This is a genomic window from Paraburkholderia gardini, assembly GCF_907164575.1.
Taxonomy (GTDB): domain Bacteria; phylum Pseudomonadota; class Gammaproteobacteria; order Burkholderiales; family Burkholderiaceae; genus Paraburkholderia; species Paraburkholderia gardini.
Genome location: NZ_CAJQYY010000001.1, coordinates 40,727 through 63,267 on the forward strand (window position 1 = coordinate 40,727; position 22,541 = coordinate 63,267).

The window sequence follows — 22,541 nt, forward strand, 5'->3', positions numbered from 1 at the left end:
CCTCGAAGCCCGTTCCTCAACATTGTCACAACGGCCGTGTGGCGCCCGCCGGCAGCGACAAACGAAACGCGCTTCGGCACGCGCGATGGCTATGCGGCTGGTGCGCGTCCATAGATATCGTCGAACCGGACAATATCGTCTTCGCCCAGATATTCGCCACACTGAACTTCGATCAGAACGAGGTTCATTACGCCCGGATTGATCAGGCGATGCTTGTGCCCGGCGGGAATGTAGGTCGACTCGTTTGGCTGGAGCGAGATGACCCGATCACCGTTGACGATCTCCGCGCAGCCGCTAACGACAATCCAGTGTTCGCTGCGATGATGGTGCTTTTGTAAAGATAACGACGCCTGCGGCTTGACGACGATGCGTTTCATCTTGAAGCGATCGCCCTCTTCCAGCACGGTATAAGTACCCCACGGACGATGAACGGTGCGGTGCAGACGATACGCATCGTGGTTCGCCCGCTTCAGCTTCGTAACGATTTGCTTTACATCCTGTGCGCGCCCACGCTCGGCGATCAATAGTGCATCGGCGGTATCGACCACGATCAGGTCACGTACGCCGACGACGCCGATTACGCGCTCGTCGCTACGGATGAAGCAGTTGTCGACATCGTACAGTTCCGCTTCGCCGTGAATCCGGTTGCCACGTTCATCGGCGGGGGTCAGGTCGCTGATCGAGAGCCACGACCCGATGTCGCTCCAGCCGATTTCACACGGGACGACGTTAACATTGTCGGAGCGCTCCATAACCGCGTAGTCGATTGAGATATCTTCGGCCTTGCCGAACTGAGCGGCATCGAGCTCGATCACATAGCCGTCGTCCGAGGTGCTCCGTTTCGCGTCATGTACGGCACCGAGAGCCGGTTCAGCCACGGTTGGCGCGTGACGTTCAAGCTCAGCCAGCATCGTTTCCGCTGTGAAGCAAAACATCCCGGCGTTCCAGAGGTGGCGGCCGTCCGCGACTAACTCCTCGGCGACACTTGGTTTTGGTTTCTCGATGAAACTCACTACCTTGTGAACGGCTTCAGTGCCTTGCAGGGGCTTTACTTCGTATTCGATATATCCGAAGCCGGTTTCCGGCCGGGTCGGGCGAATGCCGAAAGTGACGAGCCGGCCTTCCTGGGCAGAGTGGACTGCGTGTTGCACGGCGACGCCAAAGGCCTTTTCGTCTTCGATCAGTTGATCTGCGGGCATCACCAGCATGATGGCGTCACCACCATGCTGTTCGCGTACCACTTCGGCTGCCACGCCAATTGCGGCGGCGGTATTACGTGCGGTCGGTTCGAGGATGAAGCCCAGCTGGGACACGGAGGACTCAACCTCGACGCATTCATCCTTCGTGAGGAAATACGTCTCGCGGTTCGTGACGATAACGACTTCGTTCGCGTTCGCGAGATGCGACGCCCGCAGGAACGTCTTTTGGAGCAGGCTCTGCCCGTCGGCCAGTTTGAGCAGGGGTTTCGGAAAGGCTTCGCGGGAAACCGGCCACAGACGAGTGCCTGCGCCGCCGCAAATAATGACGGGAATAATATTCATCGAATTGATCAAGTCGCGCATGGATGGCTTATGCAGACCGTAATTTTAGCGGAATTTGCATCCGCGGTCGCCTGTTGCCAAACATCTCGTTACCGTTGTTGCAGCAGAGACCCGCATTTTTCATCGCCTCGTGGCGCGTCCGGCTGTATTGTGCTTGGAGATCACAATTCGCGGAGCCGAATACCAAAGGCGAGCATGGTATTTGCTTGTCAGTGTCGGCATAATGTCGGGCATTACAGTTTGCCGCCTGACTGCCATAAGGTACATCCTGGGCGGGTTTCCTCGTTCTCGCAGGGTTTCTTACGAATCGGCAATGGCGTCGTCATATCAATCCAACCGTTCTGAACAGCCTGGGGTGTAATGGGAATGCTTCGATTCAAGTCCTCGTGGCTGTCCTTCAGCGCATTCGCATTCGATGCGTTCGCGGTCGCCGGCGCATGGCTTGCCGCATATGCCATCCGGTTCAATGGATCGGTTCCCGCGGAATTCTGGCATGGCGGTTTCAATGCGCTCATATGGGTGGTGATCACGTATGCGGCGATGTTCCGCGTATTTGGCCTCTATCGCGGTATGTGGGTGTTCGCCAGCTTGCCTGACCTGATACGGATATCGAAGTCGGTGGTGACTGGCGGTCTCCTCGTCATGATCGGCGCAGTGATGGTGCAGCCTTCACCGATTATTCCGCGGTCCGTGCTGGTTGTCTCCCCGTTGCTATTGTTTCTGGCGATGGGAGGATCGCGAGCGCTCTATCGAGCCACCAAGGAGTTCTACCTGTATGGCGGGCTCGTCGCCCAAGGGAAGCCGGTGATCGTGCTGGGCGCCGGAACGGCAGGCGCGAGTCTGGCGCGCGAACTCTCGCGGTCGAGCGAGTGGCGGCTGGTCGGGCTGCTCGACGATGACCCGGCCAAGCAAGGTCGCGAGATATACGGATACAAGGTGCTTGGCTCGATCACTGACCTGCAGCGCTGGTCGGTGGAGCTGCGAGTGGAACACGCGATCATCGCAATTCCTTCGGCCTCGGTGGATGCTCAGCGTCGGGTCGCGACCCTGTGCGTGCGTGCCGGTGTCCGTGCCATGGTGTTGCCAGCGCTAACCACACTCAATCAGGGCCAAGCCTTCCTTTCTCGCGTGCGCCAGATCGACCTGGAGGATCTGCTGGGTCGGGAGCCAGTGCGAATCGACATGCCGCACGTCGAAGCGCTGCTCCTCGGGCGGGTAGTCATGGTGACTGGAGCGGGCGGGTCGATTGGGTCGGAACTATGCCGCCAGATCCTGCGTTTTAACCCAGCGCAACTGATCGTATTCGATCTGTCCGAATACGCTATGTATCGACTGACAGAGGAGTTGTGCGATCGTTTCCCGGAACTGTCGGTAATTCCCATGATCGGCGACGCGAAGGATTCGTTGTTGCTGGATCAAGTCCTGTCGCGCTATACGCCGTACATCGTCTTCCACGCAGCCGCATACAAGCATGTGCCGTTGATGGAAGAGTTGAACGCCTGGCAGGCCGTGCGCAACAACGTGTTAGGTACCTATCGCGTGGCAAGGGCTGCGATTCGTCACGACGTGAAACATTTCGTCCTGATCTCGACCGACAAGGCGGTGAACCCGACCAACGTGATGGGGGCGAGCAAGCGCCTGGCGGAGATGGCATGTCAGGCTTTGCAGCAAACGAGTTCACGCACGCAGTTCGAGACGGTTCGCTTCGGCAACGTGCTCGGCAGCGCCGGCAGTGTAATTCCAAAGTTTCAGCAGCAGATTGCGAAGGGCGGCCCGGTGACCGTGACACATCCGGAGATCACGCGCTTCTTCATGACCATTCCAGAGGCGTCACAGCTGGTGTTGCAGGCGTCGAGCATGGGCCGGGGTGGGGAAATCTTCATCCTGGACATGGGTGAGCCAGTGAAGATCGTGGATCTCGCGCGCGACCTGATCCGCCTATATGGATTCAACGAGGAGCAGATCCGGATCGTGTTCACAGGCCTGAGGCCGGGCGAAAAGCTTTACGAAGAGTTGCTGGCGTGCGACGAGACGACAACACGTACACCGCATCCGAAGCTACGGATCGCACAAGCTCGCGAAGTGCCGGGCAATCTTCTCGATGAACTGCTGCCGTGGCTGATGCAGCATCGCGTACCTGCGGATGATGAGGTTCGCCGCGATCTGCGCCGGTGGGTGCCAGAATATCAACCGACGTCGCCCCCCGTGCTGCAAAGCGTGCCAAGCCTCAGGCAGGTGCAGTAGACCGGTTGAACCCCGCCGCGAAATTCTCCTTTCTTATCGCACGATGACGGCTTCTGCTGCCATCATTGCCTCCGAGCATTGCTCAATTCGTCTTTAAGCCACACGCATGAAATTGCTTTTTGATCTTAATTCGCTTCGCCCTCCCAGAAGCGGAATCGGCTATTACGCACAACATTTGCTGGAAGGTCTGCGTGGGCAACCAGATGTCGAGGACGTTGCCGGATGGGTCGGCGCAACGGTGTTCGAAGGAGAGCGCCTGACGGACCTGATTGCAGATCAAGCAGCATTGCAAAAGGCGGTTCAGTTCAGCGACGGATTGAAGGCGAAGCTGCTCCAGAAGTCGCGCGGGCTGCCTGGCTTGTACAGAATGCGAACCGTGATGCGACACAATGCGTCACGAGCGTTGCGTGGTGACTTTGCGCAACGAGGCTACATCTACCATGAGACTAACTTCGTCGCGTCCCCCTACAAGGGGCCGTCGGTGGTAACCGTGCATGACTTGTCGCATCGGCGCCATCCCGAATTTCATCCTCGCGTTGCCGTCGAGTATCTTGACCGAGAGTTGCCGCGGACCCTCCGCCAGGCGCAGACGATCATCGCCGACAGCATCTATACTCGAAACGAGATTCTTGACATCTACGGCGTGCCGGAAGAAAAAGTCGTTCCCATATATCTGGGTGTCGAGTCATCGTTTCAGCCTTACAGTGCCGAGGTCTGTACTCCGGCGCTCGAATCGCTGGGCCTGAAGTATCGCGGTTTCGTGCTTTCGGTTTGTACGCTACAGCCGCGTAAAAACCTCCATCGTCTCGTGCGTGCATTCGCTTGTCTGCCCGAGGACATGCGACAAGCGTTTCCGCTGGTGCTCATTGGCGCGGACGGTTGGAAGAACTCGGAACTGATGCAAGAAATTGAGCCGCTCGCGCGCGCTGGCCAGATCGTAACGCCCGGCTATGTTTCGCGCGCAGCCCTTCTCCATCTGTATGCGTCAGCGGCTGTATTTGCGTATCCGTCGCTGTATGAGGGCTTCGGCCTTCCTGTGGCTGAAGCGATGGCGAGCGGCGTGCCGGTGTTGACATCGAATGTGACTTCGATCCCAGAGGTTACGGCGGGTGCCGCCCTGGAAGTGAATCCGTATTCCGTCGAAGAAATTACGGCCGGTCTGGAGCGCCTCCTGGGAAATGAGCCACTGCGCGAAGAGCTTGTGGGCAAAGGTCTGCGCCGGGCGACCGAACTCACCTGGGACGCGACGGTAAAGCAAACACTGAACGTTTATCGCGCACTGTCCGCGTGATATAGGCTACACCTCGTGCTGCGCATGCAAGGGAACAGGGATATGCAGATTGCCGTGAGTGGTGCAAACGGATTCGTTGGCCGCACGCTTTGCTCGCAACTGTGCGACACGGGTCATGACGTGATCGCGATCGTGCGGCGTTCTGGCATTTCAGAAGCGCGTGCCCACGAATGCCTGATCGCCGACGACAATTTCGAGGGGATCGCTGACGGCATGCCGGAACTAGGCCGGTGCGACGTACTCGTACATCTTGCCGCGCGCGTGCACGTGATGCAGGATCGGATGGCCGAGCCGCTCGCAGCGTATCGGGCCGTGAATGTCGAAGGCGCGTTGAACGCCGCGGCTGCGGCACGTCGCGCAGGTGCACGACGGATGATATTCGTCAGCAGTGTCAAGGCGCTGGGAGAGGGCGAGCCTGGTCGTCCGTGGCGCGAAGACGACCAACCAGCTCCTGTCGATCCATATGGCATCTCGAAGTTTGAAGCAGAGCAGGCGCTGACAGCCTTCGGACGAGAGAAAGGCATGGAGATTGTTATCGTCAGGCCACCGCTCGTCTATGGCCCGGGGGTACGCGCAAACTTCCAGGGTTTGATGAAAGCCGTGGATCGTGGCATTCCCTTGCCGCTCGGCGGAGTCGAGGCTCGCCGCAGTATGGTCTACGTCGGCAATCTGGCTGACGCGATCCGCGTCCTCGCTACGCGGCCGGAGCCGACTGAAGGTGTCTTTCATGTGAGCGACGGCGACGATCTGTCTGTCTCCGGAATGGTCCGAGCCATTGCTGGTGGCTTTGGCAAATCGGCCCGCTTGATACCTGTCCCGGTTTCCTGGTTGCGCAGTCTTGGACGGTTGACGGGAAGGTCGGCGCAAATCGAACGCCTGACTAGCTCACTCCGTATCGAGGTCTCGCGAATGCGGAAAGATATTGGATGGATGCCGCCCTGGACCGTCTCCGAAGGGCTTGCCGAAACCGTGCGTGCATACAGGACAGGCCGCTGATATGTCGCCCGGTACTTACCTGCCCGGTTCGTTTTCGTTGCTATCCATCGCTGCCGTTGCGATGATTCTCTGTTTGGCGATCCTTTTGATTCTGCTGCGAACGGGCTGGGCCTGGGATATCGCCGTCGACATTCCGAATCATCGTTCCTTGCATGCTCGTCCCGTGCCGCGTATTGGCGGATGGGGGGTGCTGCCGGCGTCGCTACTGCTAATCGCGCTCTGGGCGCCATCGTTGCGCTGGATTGCGCTCGGAGCGGCCATGCTGGGTGTGGTATCGCAAGTTGATGATCGACGAGGGTTGTCCGCGAGAGTGAGGTTTGCCGCGCACCTCGTCGTGGTTGGGGCGGCGGTTGCGACCAGTGTTGTCGACGTTGTCTGGTGGTTTGCTGTCGTGCTGGTGATTGCGCTCGTTTGGCTGGTCAACCTGTACAACTTCATGGACGGCTCGAACGGGTTAGCCGGGGGAATGACCGTGTTTGGGTTCGCGACCTACGCGATCGCTGCAACACCATCTCATCCAGAGCTGGCGGCTGCTGGTGTAGCTGTAGCAGGCGCTGGCTTAGGCTTCCTTGTGCTGAACTTCAAACCCGCGAGGATCTTTCTTGGCGACGTAGGTTCGATACCGTTGGGTTTTCTGGCCGGTGCACTGGGATTTTGGGGATGGCAACATGCGGCATGGCCCATCTGGTTTCCCCCGCTTGTTTTCGCACCGTTTATTGCGGACGCCACTGTGACATTGATACGACGTCTAGCGCGCGGTGAAAAATTCTGGCAGGCGCATCGCGAGCACTACTATCAGCGCCTCGTTCAATTGAGCGGCACTCATGTTCGCGTCGCGCTTCTCTACTACGGACTGATGCTGATTGGTTCTTTGGTCGCACTGCTTGCTCTGCATTTGCCGACTAAGGTTCAGTGGCTTATGGCCGTATGCTGGTACGCGGTATTGGGAATACTCGGCTGGTGGACCGATTGTCGCTGGTGGAAATTCAGGCGCTCACACGCTCCGCTCGAGCGTTGAGGGCTCAGAATGCGGCATGACGGCAGAAGTGGGGCGCGGTACCACGCAAAGTGCTCGACAGTGGACAAAGCGGCGGTCGACGCTATTGCCCCCGTCACCATTTGCATGGTCTCTAGTGGCAGAGTGAGCACCGGATAGCTTTAACAACTGGACAACCGCTGCAGCGGCATACCCGGGTGGCTTGCTTCTCCACCGCTGGCATCTCCGTCTCCGAGGGACGCGAGTCGAGACTCGTGAGAAAATGGCAAATTTCCGGGCCTTCCAAGCCGCCAAAACCCAACCTCGCTTGAGCAAATAACAACAGAGTACGATGCAAAATCCGATTTCGGCGAAGGTCGCCGTACTGATCCCCTGCTACAACGAAGAAGCGACGGTCGCTTCTGTCATCTTGGACTTTGCAGCACATCTGCCGGACGCGAGCATTCACGTCTTCGACAACAACTCATCCGATTACACTACAACGCGGGCGCGAGAGGCGGGTGCGGCGGTGAGGCATGTCGATTATCAAGGCAAAGGAAACGTTGTAAGACGCATGTTTGCAGATATCGATGCTGACATCTATGTGCTCGTCGATGGTGACGGTACCTATGACGCATCGGACGCGCCGAACTTTATCGCAAGGCTGCTCGCCGAGGATCTCGATATGGTAGTTGGCGCCCGCACATCCGATGAGGAGTCCGCCTACAGACGTGGGCATCGGTTCGGAAATGTGATGCTTACAAGCGTAGTCGCGCGGATATTTGGCAACTCTTTTTCAGACATGCTCTCTGGTTATAGAGTATTTTCACGGCGCTTCGTAAAGTCTTTCCCAGCGCACTCGGGCGGATTCGAAATCGAAACAGAACTCACTGTGCATGCCCTTGAGCTACGCATGGCGGTTGCCGAGATCGCGACGGCCTACAAGTCGCGCCCGGAAGGTTCGGCAAGCAAGCTGAACACCTATAGCGATGGATTTCGGATATTGCTAATGATTCTGCGTCTCTTCAAGACGGAAAAGCCGCTACTGTTTTTCTCGTTGGGCTTTGCAATATGCACACTCGCCTCCATGATCCTGGCAATACCGGTGTTCGAAACATACGTCCAAACTGGCTTGGTGCCTCGTTTTCCCACGGCATTGCTATGCGCCGCAATAATGCTGTTCGGAACCCTTCTTCTCGTGTGCGGATTAGTGCTCGATACTGTCACTCGCGGTCGGGCCGAAGCTAAACGGCTAGCCTACTTGCGCGTGCCGGCTCCGTCGAATACGCACCAGTTTCGCTAAATGAGAGCGCAACTGTTGAGATTTGGTATCGTCGGGGCAGCGGGATTCGTCGTCGATGCATCAGTTCTATATATTTCCCTCCATTTTGGCACTGGCTACTATGTTGGCCGTGCATGGTCCTTTCTGCTGGCTGTATGGACGACGTGGCAATTGAATCGGCGGTTCACCTTCTCCGTCCGTGATCGAAAAAACGTGTGGCGAGAGGGAGGCAAATATCTCATGGCGATGTCCTTCGGAGGTATTGTCAATTACGCGACTTATTGTGCTCTCATCGCGACACTTCCCAAGTATTGGTTTCTTCCGCTGCTCTCTGTAGCAGCGGGGTCCGTCGCTGGGCTCATGGTCAACTTCCTCATCGCCCGTCACTGGGTTTACAAGACGTCGCATTGAATATGACACTCACTTCGAAGACCGTTGCATCGCGCGTAAGTGGGTGGCTTGAGCGAGCCTTCGCTTTCAACCTGAATAGTGATCGCGTGTGGAAGAATTCGCGGATTTTTGTTCCGCTCTTGTTTGGCTGCTATTCGCTGTGGCTCGGTCAGGACCAAAACGGGGATCAGTTCAACTATCACCTGTATAACGCCTTCGCCTTTCTTAACGGGAAACTCGACATCGACCTTGCCCCGGCAGGAATGCAGTCGTATTTCAACCCTTTGCTGGATGTCGCTACATATTTCCTTTACACGCATTTTCCTGCGCCGATTGTTGGTTTCGGGCTCGGGGTACTTCATGGACTGAGCTTCCTTTTGGTGCTGGAGATTGCGCGTCTCGTTCTCGTTGATCTAAATGACGCAGATCGATACAAGATTCCGCTCCTGCTCGCTGCTGCAGGTTGTCTCACGGCAAATTTCCTGTCAGGACTCGGTAATACGATGGGCGACGACACTACCGCATTGCTCTTGCTTTGTGCTGTGGCGCTCGTTTTGAGAAGTTGGGGTGAGTTAGGCAAAGCGTCGTTGATCTCCGTATCAGTCAGTCTGGCCGCAGGTGCTTTGGCCGGTGCTGGAGCCGGTTTGAAGCTGACAAACGCAGTCTACGCAGTTGCCTTGTGCGTGGCCTGTCTCGCGTATCCCGGTAGCGTCCGCACGCGAATAAGAATCGCATTCCTCGTTGGTGTCGGTGTCTTACTCGGACTCGCCGCGACCGGAGGATTCTGGTTCTTGAAGATGTGGGACACATTCCACAATCCAGTATTTCCACAGTTCAGCAATCTGTTTCCGAACGATCTTGTTCCCCGGATGACCGTAGCCGATTTGCGATGGTTTCCGAAGAACTGGGTCGAAACCGCATTATGGCCGTTCATCTTTTCGTTGAACTCACAGCGCGTCGGTGAGATCAACATTCATCAGATAATCTGGGCAGTGCTATATGGCAGTGTGATCTGCTGGTTGCCGGTGGCCGTCTGGCGCTGCAGAAATGGAGGCAGGTTCGATCGCCTGCGATCGAAACAAGTGTTCGTGCTGCTTTTTGTTGTGACGGGCTACGGGGTGTGGCTCAAAGTGTTTAGCGTTTACCGCTACGTTGTGGCGATCGAAATGCTGGCGCCGCTGGTGTTGTATACGATACTGGTTGACTTGTTGCCATTTGAGCGCCGGAAACTGATTGCCGGCACGGTGATTGGCGCAGCGACGTTTGTCGTGATATTTGGCGGAGTGGGGAATTGGGGGCATGCACGCTGGGCGTGGAAAGCCTTCGAGGCGGATATTCCCGCTATTAGTGAGCCTGACCGCACCACCGTTTTGATAGTTGGCGCGGATTCGGCACGGGGATGGCTGGCCACATTCTTTCCGCCGTCGGTTGCCTTCACCAAGATCGCTCAAAACTTTGAAGTTACCCCGGCCTACGACGAGCGAGTAAAGGCGATGATTGCCCGCCGCGGTGGGCCTACCTATGCGGTCATTCAGGGGTTCAACAATAGTCGTCTCGACAGTCTTGTTAAAGCGCAGTACTTCGTACAGGGATTGGGATTGACGCAGTCTAGTCGCGGCTGCACGGCAATTCGCCAGCTTGTTGAACGGTTACACCTGCATGCGACAGTGCAATCTAACGTTGACGGAACTTGTCAACTTGCTCTTCGACCCGACGATGTTCAGGATATAAAGGCACAAAATGTCGCTGAAGCGATCCGGGTGAATCACATTCTCCACGCTCACGGATTTTCGTTGCTGCCGTCAAAATGCGAACCGTATGACGCACGCTTGGGACAGGCGTTTTTTGGCTATCAGTGGTGCCCGGTAGAGCGCATGTCCGAACGCTAAACTCATTTGGACGCCAGAATGTATTTCCACGCGCTCGCGGCGGCCGCAATTGTGATCAAAAAACCGGGAATCGCGGGGCATGGCTCCAGCCGGATCGACCAAGCCTCGTGGGCGAGGTTCACGATAAGACCATCACCGCCGCCCCTTCCTAACCACCAACCACCGCGGCGACTTAAACCGCACGATACTCACATAAAGCCAGACATACGTAACAGCAAAAACAACAACAAAGCAGAACAAATGCACCGTATGCCGCCAGAACAGCGTAGCGGGAATCACAGCAATGAGACAAAGCAGCCACAAATAAGGCGACGTCAACGAATTCCGCCTGGTCAACTCCCTCGCAGTCCTCACCCCTACAGCCCACCGCATCAACCGCTTATAAACCAGCATATGCAGGTGGACGCCATCGGGAATCCCAGGCGACATCCCACGAATAAACTTCTTCCGGTAGATCGAAAAGCACGTCTCAAAGATCGGATACATAAAGAGCAAAACCGGATACCACGCCGACACATCGTGGTTCCTCATAACAAGCATGATCGAAAGCTCGGCCAGCATGAACCCGATAAAATAAGCCCCGCCGTCTCCAAGAAAAATCAGCCCCGCCGGAAAATTCCAGATAAAAAACCCCATCACCGCGCCCATCATGATGAGCGACGCGGACAGCACCACCGGATCGGAAACCTGAAACGCGACATACGCCATTGAGGCGAACATCATGAACGCGACCATCGAAGCGAGTCCGTTGAATCCATCGATGATATTGATCGCGTTGGCGAGCGCGGCCACTGCCAGTACGGTGACAGCGCAGGAAATCGCGGCATAGGAAAGCAGGAAGTCGAGCGGCGGCACGCTGATCCGCGTCACGCCGATATCGAGCAGAAAAAACGCCAGTGCAGCAGCGGCCATCGTGCAAAGCAGGCGCACCAGCGGCGACACACGCTTGGTAACGTCCTCAACAAGCCCTGAAGCAAACGCCGGCATCCCGCACGCCACAAGCCCGAGAATCCCGCCAGAAACTGCCGGATACGCATGATGCAACTGCAGCGCGGACACAATCAGCCCAAGCAAAATCCCTGTCCCGCCAACACGCGGCACCGGCCGTGCGTGGAATTTCTGCACGCCGGCAAGATCGGTGTCGGTGGAGAATTTTTCATGCAGATGGGCGTAGCGCACGATCAACAGCGTGACCAGCAGTGAAACGAGAAAGCCGAGCGCGAAACTGAGCATGAAAGTGACCTGAGCGAAGACCCGGAATTATACAAACGAAACCCACGACAACCCCGAAACCGGGATTGTGCGCGCCTCCGCGCAGCAACCCGTTAATTCCCAAATAATGATTCAAAAGACCGGCAAACACCGCGAGGAAACCCCGTTTCTCATGGATTTCCCCAATCAACCCCTTACGGAAAGCCGCCGTTAACACACAGATGGCGTGGCATTCGAACCATCCGACAACGCGCCAGCCGTTGACCGACCCCGACGTTCCGGAGAAACAATGCTAAACAACATCACCATCCGCGGTGGACTGACGCTGGTTATCAGCGTTTTCGTCGCTTTCCTGCTGACTGTGATCGGCGTCGGTTATGCCGCGCTCAAGCTCACGAACAATGGGCTCGAGGAGGCCCAGCGCAGTGCGGTCGCACTGTCGCATCTGAAGGCGAGCTCGGAAAAGCTGTTGCAGGCGCGGCTTGCGCTTGGCAGCTACGAGACGCTCTTTAGCGTCGGCAAGCAGACCGACGGCCTCATCCCGGCCGCGCACAAGGTGCTCGAGGAGTCGACGCGCGACTTCCGCGCCTACGCGAGCGGTCCGTTTTCCAGCGATGAGGAAAAGCAGCAGGCGCACGCCGTCGACGTCGCGCGCAGCGCGCTCGTCGACAAGGCGATTGAACCGGAATTCAAGGCCCTCACCGATTTCGACTTCAACACGTTCCGCACGATCCAGGGCGAAACGGCCAACACGTACTACGCGACCTACGCGAAGGCGATCGACGGGCTCCAGCGCGTGCAGGCCGTCGAGCAGGAGCGCGCAGCCGGCGCCGCCGCGAAGCGCGTCATGCTGGCGACGGTTCTGTTCGGCGGCATCGGTGTAATCGCGATTGTGATTGCGTTGCTGGCACGCGTTGGTTTGTCGGTGGCACTGATCCGTCCGGTCAACCAGACGATCGAGCATTTCCGCAGCATCGCGGCGGGCGATCTGACCATTTCGGTCGCATCGAAGTCGCGTAACGAAATGGGTCAACTGCTGTCGGCGCTCATGCAGATGCGCGACGGACTTGTCGACACGGTATCGAAGGTGCGCGGCAGCACACGTTCGATCACGCTCGGTGCGAACGAGATCGCATCGGGCAACGCCGATCTGTCGGCACGCACGGAGCAGCAGGCCGCTGCACTTCAGCAGACGGCGGCGAGCATGGAAGAGCTGTCCGCGACGGTCAAGCAGAACACCGACAACGCGAAGCAGGCGAGCCGTCTCGCGCAGGGCGCGCTGGAGACGGTCACGCGCGGCGGCAACGTCGTCGCGCGCGTGACGGAAACGATGGACGGTATCTCCGATTCGTCGCGCAAGGTCACCGAGATCATCGGCATGATTGAGGGCATCGCGTTCCAGACGAACATCCTCGCGCTCAACGCAGCAGTAGAAGCAGCACGCGCGGGCGAGCAGGGTCGTGGTTTCGCGGTCGTCGCTTCGGAAGTGCGCAGCCTCGCGCAGCGCTCGGGCACGGCGGCGAAGGAGATCAAGGAACTGATCGGCGATTCGGCAACGAAGGTACAGGAAGGCGCATCGCTCGTCGCGGAGGCACGTCGCACGATGCAGGAAGCGATGGATTCCGTCGGACGCGTGACGGGCATCATGAGCGAGATCGAAGCCGCCGCGCTGGAGCAAAGCGACGGCATCGACCAGGTCAACAAGGCCATCACACAGATCGACGAAGTCACGCAGCACAACGCAGCACTCGTCGAGGAAGCGGCCGCTGCGGCGAAATCGTTGGAAGGGCAGGCGGACGTGTTGCGCGACGCGGTGTCGGTGTTTCGTCTGGATGAGGACGAGCGCGGCACAAGCCACGCGTTCGGCGCCGAGCGTCGAGGCAGACAGAGTGTCGCTTCTTCGTCGGAAGATGATGCTGACAGCGGTATCGCAACTACCGGCATGCACGGTGCTGTGACCGCCTGAGGCGGCCGTGGTTAGGCGCCGGCCGCCTGCGTCGTTTTAACCCCGGCGGCCCACCCACGTGAGCCGCTTCAGAATTGCACGCTTGCGATGCTTCTGCAGTTTCGGTAGTACGTGGCTACCTTCACAGGCAGTCGCAGCATCGATCTGAAGCTGGTGTACGAATGTTTGCAGATGCGCGCTTTCGTTTTCGTTCGAGAACTGCGCGCAAAGCGAACTCATGCCGTCGTGCAATTCGTGCAGGCCGGGATCAGCGTCGATCGTCTTCATGCGTTCGACGATCTGCTCGACAAAACCGGCAACGTCGCCTACTTCAACCGATTGAAAGTTCGGTCCGAACCAGTATTCCTTTCCACCGCCGCCGTGATAGCCGATCACGTAGTTGCCGCACATGGCTGCTTCAATGGGCGGCAGACCCAGTCCTTCCATGCCGGAAAACGAAAGAAAAATTCGAGACCGGTTCATGACTTCCGCGACACCCGATATCGAAAGTCCGTCGATGGGAAGAACGGTCCAGCCTTCGGATAAATACCGGTGCAACGCAAAGACCACCGCAGCGGCATGCGTGCCGTTCTTTCGCGGCATATAGGTAATCAGTCTTTCCTTCGTATCGCTGGCGTGAAAGAGCGCGCTGTCTAGCGCGCACGTCATCCGCATCACGCGCTGGGCGAGTTCGGGATAGTGCAACCGGATCAGGCTGGACGTGTCGTCGGATATGGACAGGATGTACGCCGCCTGCTCGTAGGCAAAATCGACGTCATCGTTCGAAAGCGTTCCATCACGATGTGACAGGTAATAACCGTTCTGCACGAAGATCGAGTAACGCAGGCTGGCTGCGACGAGCTTTGGCGCGAGCTTCGCCGCCTTGATCTCTGGAATGACGATGTGGTCGGTCGGGCGTAGTTCGGTGTCCGCGAGTACGGGAACCGGGAAATCGGTCCACGGGTAGCAATATCCGCTGCGTTCGTGCATGACATACGCTTGCACGCCGAGCCGTACCAGCGTGCGCACATGGTCGTAGATTACCTTAACGCCGCCTGCATGTTCGCCTGGTCCAGGCGAAGTGCAGAAATAGATAATACGCATCTTGCCGAAGAATTCCGTTGAATTAACCGCCCGGGCAATTTTATCGTTCGACGTCCTGGGTTTTTGCAAGTGTATTCGAATGCGGGCAGGATACCTTCAAAACCAGTGCTTTTACGTCCGGCAGCCCGGGAGCCCTTGCGTTCGATATCGTAAATCTCCGAACCCCCAAAGCGGGCGTAAACGCACGTATAGACAAAGCCCCTGAGCCGGCTGCATTATCCATCTTCGTATCCGGCACGATCAGCAACGCTGCCACACACAAGCCTGTGCCCAGTCCGCACCGCGCGGGCGCGCCCTGACGAGAGAGACCGAAGCATGGCGAGGCAGAACCCGGCCCTTCACCGAATCCAGAAACGCCCGATGACACCGCGGCGCCGGTGGCTTTTGATCGCTGGCGTGATCCTGTTGCTGGCCGCTTCGGGGTGGGGTGTGTGGATGCTGATAAAACCTGCTATCCAGCGCACGATCGTCATCACGACGGGCGCGGATGGGGGCATCTATCGTGGCTTCGCGGATCGCTATGCTCCGATCCTCAAACGCGATGGCATCAAGCTCGATATCCGCAGCTCTTCCGGCTCGGTCGAAAATTACCAACGGCTTAAGGATCCTGACAGCGATTACGAAGTCGGCTTCATCCAGTCGGGCACCAGCAGTCCGAGCGAATCGGACCACCTGCAGACGATCGCCGCGGTCTCCTACGAGCCGATATGGGTGTTCTATCGCGGCGCCACCACCGTCGACAGACTGGCGCAGCTGCGCGGCAAAAGAATCTCCGTAGGCGTTCCCGGCAGCGGCCTGCTTAACGTGTCGTTGGTGCTGCTCTCATGGAGCGGCATCACGCGCGACAACACGGCGCTTCTGGAAATGGATGCGCAGAAAGCATATCAAGGCCTCGAAAACGGCACCCTGGATGCCGCATTCTTCATCGGCAGGCCGGACGCGGCGATGCAGGTCACGCTGCTCAACAGCAATTTGAAGCTGATGAATTTTGCCCAGGCCGATGCGCTGGTGCAAAAGTTTCCGTCGCTTTCCAAGGTGATTTTCCCGCGCGCGTCGACAAGCATCGTCAAGGATCTTCCGCAGACCGATGTCACGTTGCTGGCGGCCACTGCACTGCTTGTCTCCAGGGACACGCTGCACCCCGCGCTCACGTACCTGCTGCTTGATGCGGCCAGAACGGTCCATAGCGGCGAAGATTACTTCACGCCGCTCGGCACGTTCCCCAATCTGAAAACCGAGGAATTTCCGGTCTCCGACGAAAGCACGCGCTACTTCAAATCCGGTCGACCGTTCCTGCAACGCTATCTCCCGTTCTGGCTGGCGAGCTTTATCGAAAGGCGCCTCCTGATCCTCGTTCCTTTTACTGCGTTGTTGCTGGGTCTGCTGCAGGCGTTGCCGCGCATGGCGGAAGCGCGCATCAAACGACGCTTCATTGTCTGGTACCGCGAGATCAAGTCGCTTGAAGATGAAATCTGGAAGAGCTCGAATCCAGGTCCGAAGCAGATCGCGCAATGGCGCGATGAAATCGAAACCATTGATGCGAATGCCAGCCAGATACGGATTCCGTATCGCTATTTCCAGGACGTGTACGCGTTGAAGCAGGCCATTGGCGTCGTACGTGGCCGGATTGCGCAGGTGGCTGCGAAGGTCAAGGGATAGCGGCGTACCCGCGTTGCCAAAACGGCATCGCGCTTACTGCGCCCGAAAACTCGCGCGATAGTCCGCAGGCGAAACGCCGATGCGTCGCGCGAAGACGAGCCGCATCCGGTCGGCATTCCCAAAACCACACTCATACGCGATTGTTTTCAAAGGCGCGTCGCTGCTTTCCAGCGCGCGGCGCGCGGCATCCACCCGCGCGCGCTCGACGAACTCATGCGGCGTGATCTCCGCCGATTCCGCGAACGCACGCGCGAAGCTTCGCGTGCTCATGCCCGCGACACGCGCGAGTTCTTCGACCGTCAGCGGATTCGCGATGTGCTCCATCACGTAGTGCTGCACGGTAGCGATGGGCGAACCGTCTACCGGCGCGCTCAGATACGGGCTGAACTGCGACTGTCCACCACGACGCTGCGCGTAGACCACAAGCCGCTTCGCCACCTGAAGCGCAAGCGCCGCGCCGTGATCTTCGGCGATCAGCGCAAGGGCGAGGTCGATGCCCGCGGTCACGCCGGCGGACGTCAGCAGGCGTTCATCGCGGATATAGATCCGGTCGAAGTCGACGCGTGAAAGCGGAAACTGCTGCGCGAGTTGCCGCGCGTTCTGCCAGTGCGTCGTGACGTTCCGGTTATCGAGCAGACCCGCATGACCCAGCGCGAACGCACCCGTACAAATCGAGCCGTAGCGCTCGCTCTGCGACGCCACCTCGACGAGCCACGCGCAAAGCCGTGCATCGGCGGGTTGCGACGGCAGCAACGGCCCGCCCGCGACGAGCGCCGTATGATAGCGGTCGGCCGATCCGTCCCACACACGGTCGGCGAAGAGATGCGTGCCGTTCGAAGCGCGGATGTGCGCCTCGCTGGTGCTGACCAGTTCGAGTACGTAGTGGAAATCGCGCGGCAGAAATGAGTTGGCTTCGGCGAACACATCGGCGGGCCCTGCGACGTCGAGAGCCTGCACGTCCTGAAAAATCGCGATGGCGACGGTGTGCATCAACAGAGACTCCGCAGGTTCGAATTGGGCGCGATCGGGCCGGCTGGCAGAAGATCGCGTCTGACTGGCAGGGTTAGACGGATGGATCGCGTTGCTCGGGAGCGCGCTGGCGGCCAGACTGAATGCCACGGTTACCCGCACCTTTTCGCCGCATTCTAGCAACTCAACTCACGCCGGTGAATCGGGTCGGGTCCGACCGGGCCTGTCAATCAACGGAGAATCACATGAGCAACGCAATCGCCGGGATCAGGATCCCCGACAGCAAGATGGCCCGCGACGCAACGCAACTGGTTCGCGATACCGAACCCGATCTGCTCTTCAATCACTCGACGCGCGTCTTTCTGTTCGGCGCGCTCACCGGCGAGCGCAAGCAGCTGAAGTATGACGCGGAGCTGCTCTACATCGGCGCCATGTTCCATGACATGGGGCTCGTGCCGGCATACAGCAGCAAGACCGAACGTTTCGAAGTGGACGGCGCGAACGCGGCCCGCGATTTCCTGAATCAGTACGGCATTCCGGAAGCTGAAGTCGAGATGGTGTGGGACTCGATCGCGCTGCATACGACGCCGGGCATTCCGCAGCACAAGAAGCCGGTTGTCGCGCTGGTGACGGCCGGTGTGGAGATGGATGTACTGGGTCTCGCCTACGATGAGTTTTCCGATGACCAGCGCAACCAGGTGGTCGCCGCGCATCCGCGCGAAACGAACTTCAAGGAAGGCATCATCGACGCGTTCGCGAAAGGTACGCGGCACAAGCCGGAAACGACCTTCGGCAACGTCAAGGCCGATGTACTCGCCTTGAAGGAACCGGGCTACAAGCGCGTGAATTTCTGCAGCCTGATCCTCGGTTCATCATGGGTCGACGACGGGCGGCAATGCCTGCATTGCGACGATCCTTCGCACGGGCATAAGTGATTGCACGGGGTCGCGTCGCGGCATCTGGACATGTCGCGACGTGGCTGAACCGGCATCTGTAATTTGCTGCCGCTAAGGCAACAACCCGCGCGTACGCGCTTCGAGGATGGCCTGCGTGCGCCGCTTGACCGCCAGTTTCCGGAAGATGTTCTTAAGGTGGGATTCCACCGTCAAGGTGGAAAGCGACAACAGGCAGGAAATCTCGCGGTTACTCAGCCCTCTGCCGACAAAATCAAGAATCTCCGTTTCCCGCACGCTAAGGCTGTTTTTCGACACGACGGCAGGGTCACACGGCACGGCGGGTGGCTCCGGATCCAGACGCGAGCGGTTGAGCAGGTCGAGAAGCCGCTTCGCGACGAACGGGTCGATGGGCGTCCCGCCACACAACGCGCTGCGGATGTACAGAGCCATCTCCACGTCGTCCCGGCTCTTGAGCACGTAACCCGCCGCGCCCGCACGCAGCATCCCCAGAATCTCGAGTTCATTGCGTTGTTCGGTAATCACGACGATTGGCAGTCCGCGCTGGCGATCGTGCAGGCTGTGGATCAGATCGATACTGGTGCCGTCGGGCAATTCCCCTTCGATCAGCGCCAGCACGAACGTATCGTCGACCGGCAGCATGGTGGTTTCAGCGATGCTATCCGCAAAGAACAGCGCGTCCTGATGTGCGTAGCCGAGGCTCGCGAGGATGGCACGCAGCCTTGTCTGTGTGACGGGATCATGTCCGACGATAAGCAGCCGTCGCAACCGCGACTCGGTGGGATCTGCAATCATGGAGAGGCGTCTGGGCAGGTCTCACTGCTTTTTTTGGGGGTACGACGCAAGGTTGCGCCTCCGGCAGCAGGTTCGACGCCACTATACACAGATACCCCGGAAAGCAAATACCTGAAAACAGGTAGTTCGGGTTTATACGCGGCATTTTTTGTGAAAAAGGGTAACCAAATACCTGATATCAGGTATTGCCGGCCATTCCGCGATACGTTTAAAGTCTGCACAGTTCCAGAACTGAAAGAAGAGATGGCAGTGCCATTTTGAAATAATTTTTGAAAATAGTTCCGGTTTTCCCCTGATGAACCGTTGCCGCTGACCACGGCAGTTATCGGACAGGGAAAAATCGCGGGGGCGAGTGCAAGCGGTACGCTACCGGCGCTCGACAGTGCGGTCTGTCATCTCGTGACAGGTCCGCGGAACCCTTCGGAAGGGTAGCCGCATTACCTGATATTGCAAATAAACAGCGAGCGCCATTTACCTTCCCGGTTTATGGCCGGCGTGCTTTTGTTTGCCTTTTTAATTACGTTTTAATGACGGATTTCTGCGTGCCTGATTGAATACAGGGTATATACGGAGTCCGGCTATTCATCAGACGTTTTAGAGCTTTTTCCGGAGAGTTTTTATGTCGAACAGCCTGCAAAAATGGGTGGGTCGCAACCGGCCGCCGCGCGTTCAGATTACGTACGACGTCGAGGTGGGCGATGCGGTGGAAAAGCGCGAGCTACCGATGGTTGTCGGTCTGCTCGCGGATCTGTCGGGGCAGCCGGCCGAGCCGCTGCCGAAGCTGAAAGAGCGCCGTTTCGTCGAGATCGATTGCGATAACTTCGATGAAATCATGGGCAAGATTCGTCCGCGCCTCGATCTTTCGGTGCCGGACACGATGAAGGGCGAAGGCAATCTCAAGATCGAACTGAACTTCAATCAGTTCGCGGATTTTCACCCCGAGAGCCTGGTGGGTCAGGTGCCGCGTCTCGCGAAGCTGCTCGAAGCGCGTCAGCAACTGCGCGATCTGCTCGGCAAGCTCGATGGTAACGACGAGCTGGACTCGATCCTCGAGCGCATCGTCAAGGACGCCGACGAGCTGAAAAAGGTGCAAAGCCAGGCGTATGCCGGCGACGCGTCACAGCCGCAGCAGGCACAGCCGGCACAGCAACCCGTACAGGAAGACGCCGCGTCCGAGTGACCCGGTCTTTCCCCCGCCTTTGCCGCACGCGCAAACGCAAACATATTCCACCAGGGTGATCAGAATGGCAACGAAGCCTGCCGCCAACAGCGCGGCCACCGAAACGACCACGGGTGCGGTCGTCACGACCCACAGCGAACTGAGCCTGCTCGAACGCATTGTCGAGGAAGGCAACATGGCGATCGAGCCGTCGCAGCGCGGCTACGCGAAGCAGCTCATCGGCCAGCTCGCCTCGCAGGTTCTCGACGAAGGCATGCGCACGAGCCCCGACAAGAGTCTCGTTGCAACCATCAACGAACGTGTGGCGGAGATCGACCGTCTCCTGTCGGACCAGTTGAACGCGATCATGCACGATCCGGCTTTCCAGGCGCTCGAAGCGTCGTGGACCGGCCTGCACGACATGGTGCAAGGCACTGAGACGGGCCAGCACCTGAAGCTGCGCCTGCTCAACGTCACGAAGAAGGAACTGCTGAAGGATCTCGAATCGGCGGTGGATCACGACATGAGCGTGCTCTTCAAGAAGGTCTATGAGGAGGAGTACGGCACGTTCGGCGGCTACCCGTATTCGTTGCTGATCGGCGATTACGCGTTCGGTCGTCACCCGCAGGACATCGCGTTGCTCGAACGCATTTCGAAGGTGGCCGCGGCCGCCCACGCGCCGTTCATCGCGTCGGCCGCGCCGAGCCTTTTCGATATCAAGTCGTTTACCGAACTGGGCGTCACGCGCGACCTGTCGAAGGTATTCGAAAGCGCCGAGCTGACGACGTGGCGCAGCTTCCGCGAAGCCGAGGATTCGCGCTATGTGTCGCTGGTGCTGCCGTCGTACGCGGCGCGCCTGCCGTACGGCGCGAACACGAAGCCGGTCGATAACTTTAACTTCGAAGAAGACGTGGACGGCACCGATCACAGCAAGTATCTGTGGGCGAACTCCGCGTATCAGCTCGGCCTGCGCATCACGAACGCGTTCGCGATGTATAGCTGGTCGACGGCGATCCGCGGTGTCGAAGGCGGTGGCAAGGTCGACGATCTCGTGGCACACACGTACCGCACCGATGAAGGCGACGTCGCGCTGAAGTGCCCCACCGAGGTGACGATCACCGATCGCCGCGAAAAGGAACTGAACGATCTGGGCTTCATCGCGATCGTCAATTCGAAGGGTTCCAATACGGCGACGTTCTTCGGCAGCCAGACGGCTAACAAGCCGAAGCTCTTCAACAAGGATACGGCCAACGCGAACGCGCAACTGTCGGCGCGTCTGCCGTACGTGCTCGCGGCGTCGCGTTTTGCGCATTACCTGAAGGTGATGATGCGCGACAAGGTGGGCAGCTTCCAGACACGCGGCCAGGTCGAAAACTACCTGAACAACTGGATTGCCGACTACGTGCTGATCAACCCGGCGGCGTCGCAAGCCTCCAAGGCGCGCTTTCCGCTGAGCGAAGCGCGCGTGGACGTGACCGAAGTGCCGGGCAAGCCGGGTGCGTACCGCGCAACCTGTTTCCTGAAGCCGCACTTCCAGATGGAAGAATTGACGGCCTCGCTTCGGCTCGTCGCCGAACTGCCCGCGGCCGCGGCCTGACGCCCGCCGTTTGCCCCCTATAACCCGCAGCACTGAGGTACGGAATTCATGGATACGATCATTCTTGATATCAAGGACATCAAAGGCAATTCAACCATCAAGGGATATGAGGACAAGATCATCCTGATGAGTTTTTCATTGGGCATCTCGTTGCCGATCGGCCTTGATGTGGCGAATACGGAGCGGACCATGGGCCGCCCGAATTTCAGCGAGTTCAGTTTCTCCAAGTTCAGCGACCAGTCGACGACCGCGCTGTATTCGGCATGCACCCAAGGCACCAAGCTTGGCGATGCCACGTTGCTGATCGGCCGTAACGAGAACGGCGAGTTCATGCCGCAGATGAAGTACGTGATGAAAAACGCGATGATCTCGAACATCAACTCGTCGGGTGGCGGTGAAATGCAGGACAGCTTCTCGATCCATTTCACCGGCGTCACCGCGGAATACACGCAGCAGAACGTCGATTCGTCGAAGAAGGGCACGGCGTCGTTCGGCTGGGACCTCTCCAAGAACGAAGCGATTTCATCTTAAGACAGCAGTTGCAGCGGGCTGGGCAACGAAAGCGTAGCGGGGAGTTC

General features: G+C 58.4%; 18 protein-coding genes. 13 read left to right on the plus strand and 5 right to left on the minus strand.

The window, feature by feature from the left end:
* Nucleotides 1–89: 89 nt before the first annotated feature.
* A complete protein-coding gene (locus tag LPA34_RS00180) occupies nucleotides 90–1,541 on the minus strand; it encodes a mannose-1-phosphate guanylyltransferase/mannose-6-phosphate isomerase (protein ID WP_228974151.1) in 1,452 nt (483 codons plus the stop codon).
* A gap of 366 nt (nucleotides 1,542–1,907) precedes the next feature.
* Between LPA34_RS00180 and LPA34_RS00185 the strand changes: the two genes are divergently transcribed.
* The 7 genes from LPA34_RS00185 to LPA34_RS00215 all read left to right on the plus strand — a co-directional run bounded on the left by LPA34_RS00185 (nucleotide 1,908) and on the right by LPA34_RS00215 (nucleotide 10,609).
* A complete protein-coding gene (locus tag LPA34_RS00185; RefSeq protein ID WP_228973645.1) occupies nucleotides 1,908–3,785 on the plus strand; it encodes a nucleoside-diphosphate sugar epimerase/dehydratase in 1,878 nt (625 codons plus the stop codon).
* Nucleotides 3,786–3,891: 106 nt separating this feature from the next.
* Nucleotides 3,892–5,076, plus strand: a complete 1,185-nt coding sequence (locus LPA34_RS00190) for a glycosyltransferase family 4 protein (RefSeq protein ID WP_228973647.1) — start codon at nucleotides 3,892–3,894, stop codon at nucleotides 5,074–5,076.
* A 42-nt stretch (nucleotides 5,077–5,118) separates the two neighbouring features.
* Nucleotides 5,119–6,072, plus strand: a complete 954-nt coding sequence (locus LPA34_RS00195; RefSeq protein WP_228973649.1) for an NAD-dependent epimerase/dehydratase family protein — start codon at nucleotides 5,119–5,121, stop codon at nucleotides 6,070–6,072.
* Nucleotide 6,073: 1 nt separating this feature from the next.
* On the plus strand, nucleotides 6,074–7,090 hold the full coding sequence (locus LPA34_RS00200) for an MraY family glycosyltransferase (protein WP_228973651.1): 1,017 nt from the start codon (nucleotides 6,074–6,076) through the stop codon (nucleotides 7,088–7,090).
* A gap of 310 nt (nucleotides 7,091–7,400) precedes the next feature.
* Nucleotides 7,401–8,351: a glycosyltransferase gene (locus LPA34_RS00205; RefSeq protein WP_228973655.1), complete on the plus strand. Its 951-nt coding sequence runs from the start codon at nucleotides 7,401–7,403 to the stop codon at nucleotides 8,349–8,351.
* Nucleotides 8,352–8,741, plus strand: coding sequence for a GtrA family protein (locus LPA34_RS00210; protein WP_228973657.1), 390 nt, complete (start codon nucleotides 8,352–8,354; stop codon nucleotides 8,739–8,741).
* Complete coding sequence (locus tag LPA34_RS00215; protein WP_411178716.1) at nucleotides 8,738–10,609, plus strand: hypothetical protein; 1,872 nt, start codon at nucleotides 8,738–8,740, stop codon at nucleotides 10,607–10,609. Before LPA34_RS00210 ends, LPA34_RS00215 begins: the two co-directional genes overlap by 4 nt.
* Before the next feature lie 132 nt (nucleotides 10,610–10,741).
* Here LPA34_RS00215 and LPA34_RS00220 read toward each other — a convergent pair whose 3' ends face one another.
* On the minus strand, nucleotides 10,742–11,842 hold the full coding sequence (locus LPA34_RS00220) for an MraY family glycosyltransferase (RefSeq protein WP_228973663.1): 1,101 nt from the start codon (nucleotides 11,840–11,842) through the stop codon (nucleotides 10,742–10,744).
* A 268-nt stretch (nucleotides 11,843–12,110) separates the two neighbouring features.
* Between LPA34_RS00220 and LPA34_RS00225 the strand changes: the two genes are divergently transcribed.
* Complete coding sequence (locus LPA34_RS00225) at nucleotides 12,111–13,787, plus strand: methyl-accepting chemotaxis protein (protein ID WP_228973665.1); 1,677 nt, start codon at nucleotides 12,111–12,113, stop codon at nucleotides 13,785–13,787.
* Between the two features lie 36 nt (nucleotides 13,788–13,823).
* Here LPA34_RS00225 and LPA34_RS00230 read toward each other — a convergent pair whose 3' ends face one another.
* A complete protein-coding gene (locus LPA34_RS00230) occupies nucleotides 13,824–14,756 on the minus strand; it encodes a hypothetical protein (protein ID WP_228973667.1) in 933 nt (310 codons plus the stop codon).
* A 474-nt stretch (nucleotides 14,757–15,230) separates the two neighbouring features.
* Here LPA34_RS00230 and LPA34_RS00235 point away from each other — a divergent pair, with 474 nt between their 5' ends.
* Nucleotides 15,231–16,529, plus strand: coding sequence for a TAXI family TRAP transporter solute-binding subunit (locus tag LPA34_RS00235; protein WP_228973672.1), 1,299 nt, complete (start codon nucleotides 15,231–15,233; stop codon nucleotides 16,527–16,529).
* A 33-nt stretch (nucleotides 16,530–16,562) separates the two neighbouring features.
* Here the strand turns inward: LPA34_RS00235 and LPA34_RS00240 are convergent, their stop codons facing one another.
* Nucleotides 16,563–17,519 (minus strand): GlxA family transcriptional regulator, encoded by a 957-nt coding sequence (locus LPA34_RS00240; protein ID WP_228973674.1) that lies wholly within the window; start codon nucleotides 17,517–17,519, stop codon nucleotides 16,563–16,565.
* 224 nt (nucleotides 17,520–17,743) lie between these two features.
* On the opposite strand from LPA34_RS00240, the gene LPA34_RS00245 reads away from it, so the two are divergent.
* Nucleotides 17,744–18,433: an HD domain-containing protein gene (locus tag LPA34_RS00245; RefSeq protein WP_228973676.1), complete on the plus strand. Its 690-nt coding sequence runs from the start codon at nucleotides 17,744–17,746 to the stop codon at nucleotides 18,431–18,433.
* 72 nt (nucleotides 18,434–18,505) lie between these two features.
* Here the strand turns inward: LPA34_RS00245 and LPA34_RS00250 are convergent, their stop codons facing one another.
* A complete protein-coding gene (locus tag LPA34_RS00250) occupies nucleotides 18,506–19,207 on the minus strand; it encodes a response regulator transcription factor (RefSeq protein ID WP_228973678.1) in 702 nt (233 codons plus the stop codon).
* 619 nt (nucleotides 19,208–19,826) lie between these two features.
* On the opposite strand from LPA34_RS00250, the gene tssB reads away from it, so the two are divergent.
* The 3 genes from tssB to LPA34_RS00265 all read left to right on the plus strand — a co-directional run bounded on the left by tssB (nucleotide 19,827) and on the right by LPA34_RS00265 (nucleotide 22,494).
* Complete coding sequence (tssB, locus tag LPA34_RS00255) at nucleotides 19,827–20,387, plus strand: type VI secretion system contractile sheath small subunit (protein ID WP_228973680.1); 561 nt, start codon at nucleotides 19,827–19,829, stop codon at nucleotides 20,385–20,387.
* 64 nt (nucleotides 20,388–20,451) lie between these two features.
* On the plus strand, nucleotides 20,452–21,963 hold the full coding sequence (tssC, locus tag LPA34_RS00260; protein WP_228973683.1) for a type VI secretion system contractile sheath large subunit: 1,512 nt from the start codon (nucleotides 20,452–20,454) through the stop codon (nucleotides 21,961–21,963).
* A 48-nt stretch (nucleotides 21,964–22,011) separates the two neighbouring features.
* Nucleotides 22,012–22,494: an Hcp family type VI secretion system effector gene (locus LPA34_RS00265; RefSeq protein WP_228973685.1), complete on the plus strand. Its 483-nt coding sequence runs from the start codon at nucleotides 22,012–22,014 to the stop codon at nucleotides 22,492–22,494.
* The last annotated feature ends 47 nt before the right edge of the window (nucleotides 22,495–22,541 follow it).

What these genes read in the sequence shown, in the direction of transcription:
- LPA34_RS00205 (WP_228973655.1), top strand. Translation starts at nt 7,401, where the DNA reads ATGCAAAATCCGATTTCGGCGAAGGTCGCCGTACTGATCCCCTGCTAC.
- LPA34_RS00195 (WP_228973649.1), top strand. Translation starts at nt 5,119, where the DNA reads ATGCAGATTGCCGTGAGTGGTGCAAACGGATTCGTTGGCCGCACGCTT.
- LPA34_RS00230 (WP_228973667.1), bottom strand. Translation starts at nt 14,756, where the DNA reads ATGCACGAACGCAGCGGATATTGCTACCCGTGGACCGATTTCCCGGTT.
- tssB (WP_228973680.1), top strand. Translation starts at nt 19,827, where the DNA reads ATGTCGAACAGCCTGCAAAAATGGGTGGGTCGCAACCGGCCGCCGCGC.
- LPA34_RS00235 (WP_228973672.1), top strand. Translation starts at nt 15,231, where the DNA reads ATGACACCGCGGCGCCGGTGGCTTTTGATCGCTGGCGTGATCCTGTTG.
- LPA34_RS00265 (WP_228973685.1), top strand. Translation starts at nt 22,012, where the DNA reads ATGGATACGATCATTCTTGATATCAAGGACATCAAAGGCAATTCAACC.
- LPA34_RS00225 (WP_228973665.1), top strand. Translation starts at nt 12,111, where the DNA reads ATGCTAAACAACATCACCATCCGCGGTGGACTGACGCTGGTTATCAGC.
- LPA34_RS00185 (WP_228973645.1), top strand. Translation starts at nt 1,908, where the DNA reads ATGCTTCGATTCAAGTCCTCGTGGCTGTCCTTCAGCGCATTCGCATTC.
- tssC (WP_228973683.1), top strand. Translation starts at nt 20,452, where the DNA reads ATGGCAACGAAGCCTGCCGCCAACAGCGCGGCCACCGAAACGACCACG.
- LPA34_RS00245 (WP_228973676.1), top strand. Translation starts at nt 17,744, where the DNA reads ATGAGCAACGCAATCGCCGGGATCAGGATCCCCGACAGCAAGATGGCC.
- LPA34_RS00180 (WP_228974151.1), bottom strand. Translation starts at nt 1,541, where the DNA reads ATGAATATTATTCCCGTCATTATTTGCGGCGGCGCAGGCACTCGTCTG.
- LPA34_RS00200 (WP_228973651.1), top strand. Translation starts at nt 6,074, where the DNA reads ATGTCGCCCGGTACTTACCTGCCCGGTTCGTTTTCGTTGCTATCCATC.
- LPA34_RS00220 (WP_228973663.1), bottom strand. Translation starts at nt 11,842, where the DNA reads ATGCTCAGTTTCGCGCTCGGCTTTCTCGTTTCACTGCTGGTCACGCTG.
- LPA34_RS00190 (WP_228973647.1), top strand. Translation starts at nt 3,892, where the DNA reads ATGAAATTGCTTTTTGATCTTAATTCGCTTCGCCCTCCCAGAAGCGGA.
- LPA34_RS00210 (WP_228973657.1), top strand. Translation starts at nt 8,352, where the DNA reads ATGAGAGCGCAACTGTTGAGATTTGGTATCGTCGGGGCAGCGGGATTC.
- LPA34_RS00250 (WP_228973678.1), bottom strand. Translation starts at nt 19,207, where the DNA reads ATGATTGCAGATCCCACCGAGTCGCGGTTGCGACGGCTGCTTATCGTC.
- LPA34_RS00240 (WP_228973674.1), bottom strand. Translation starts at nt 17,519, where the DNA reads ATGCACACCGTCGCCATCGCGATTTTTCAGGACGTGCAGGCTCTCGAC.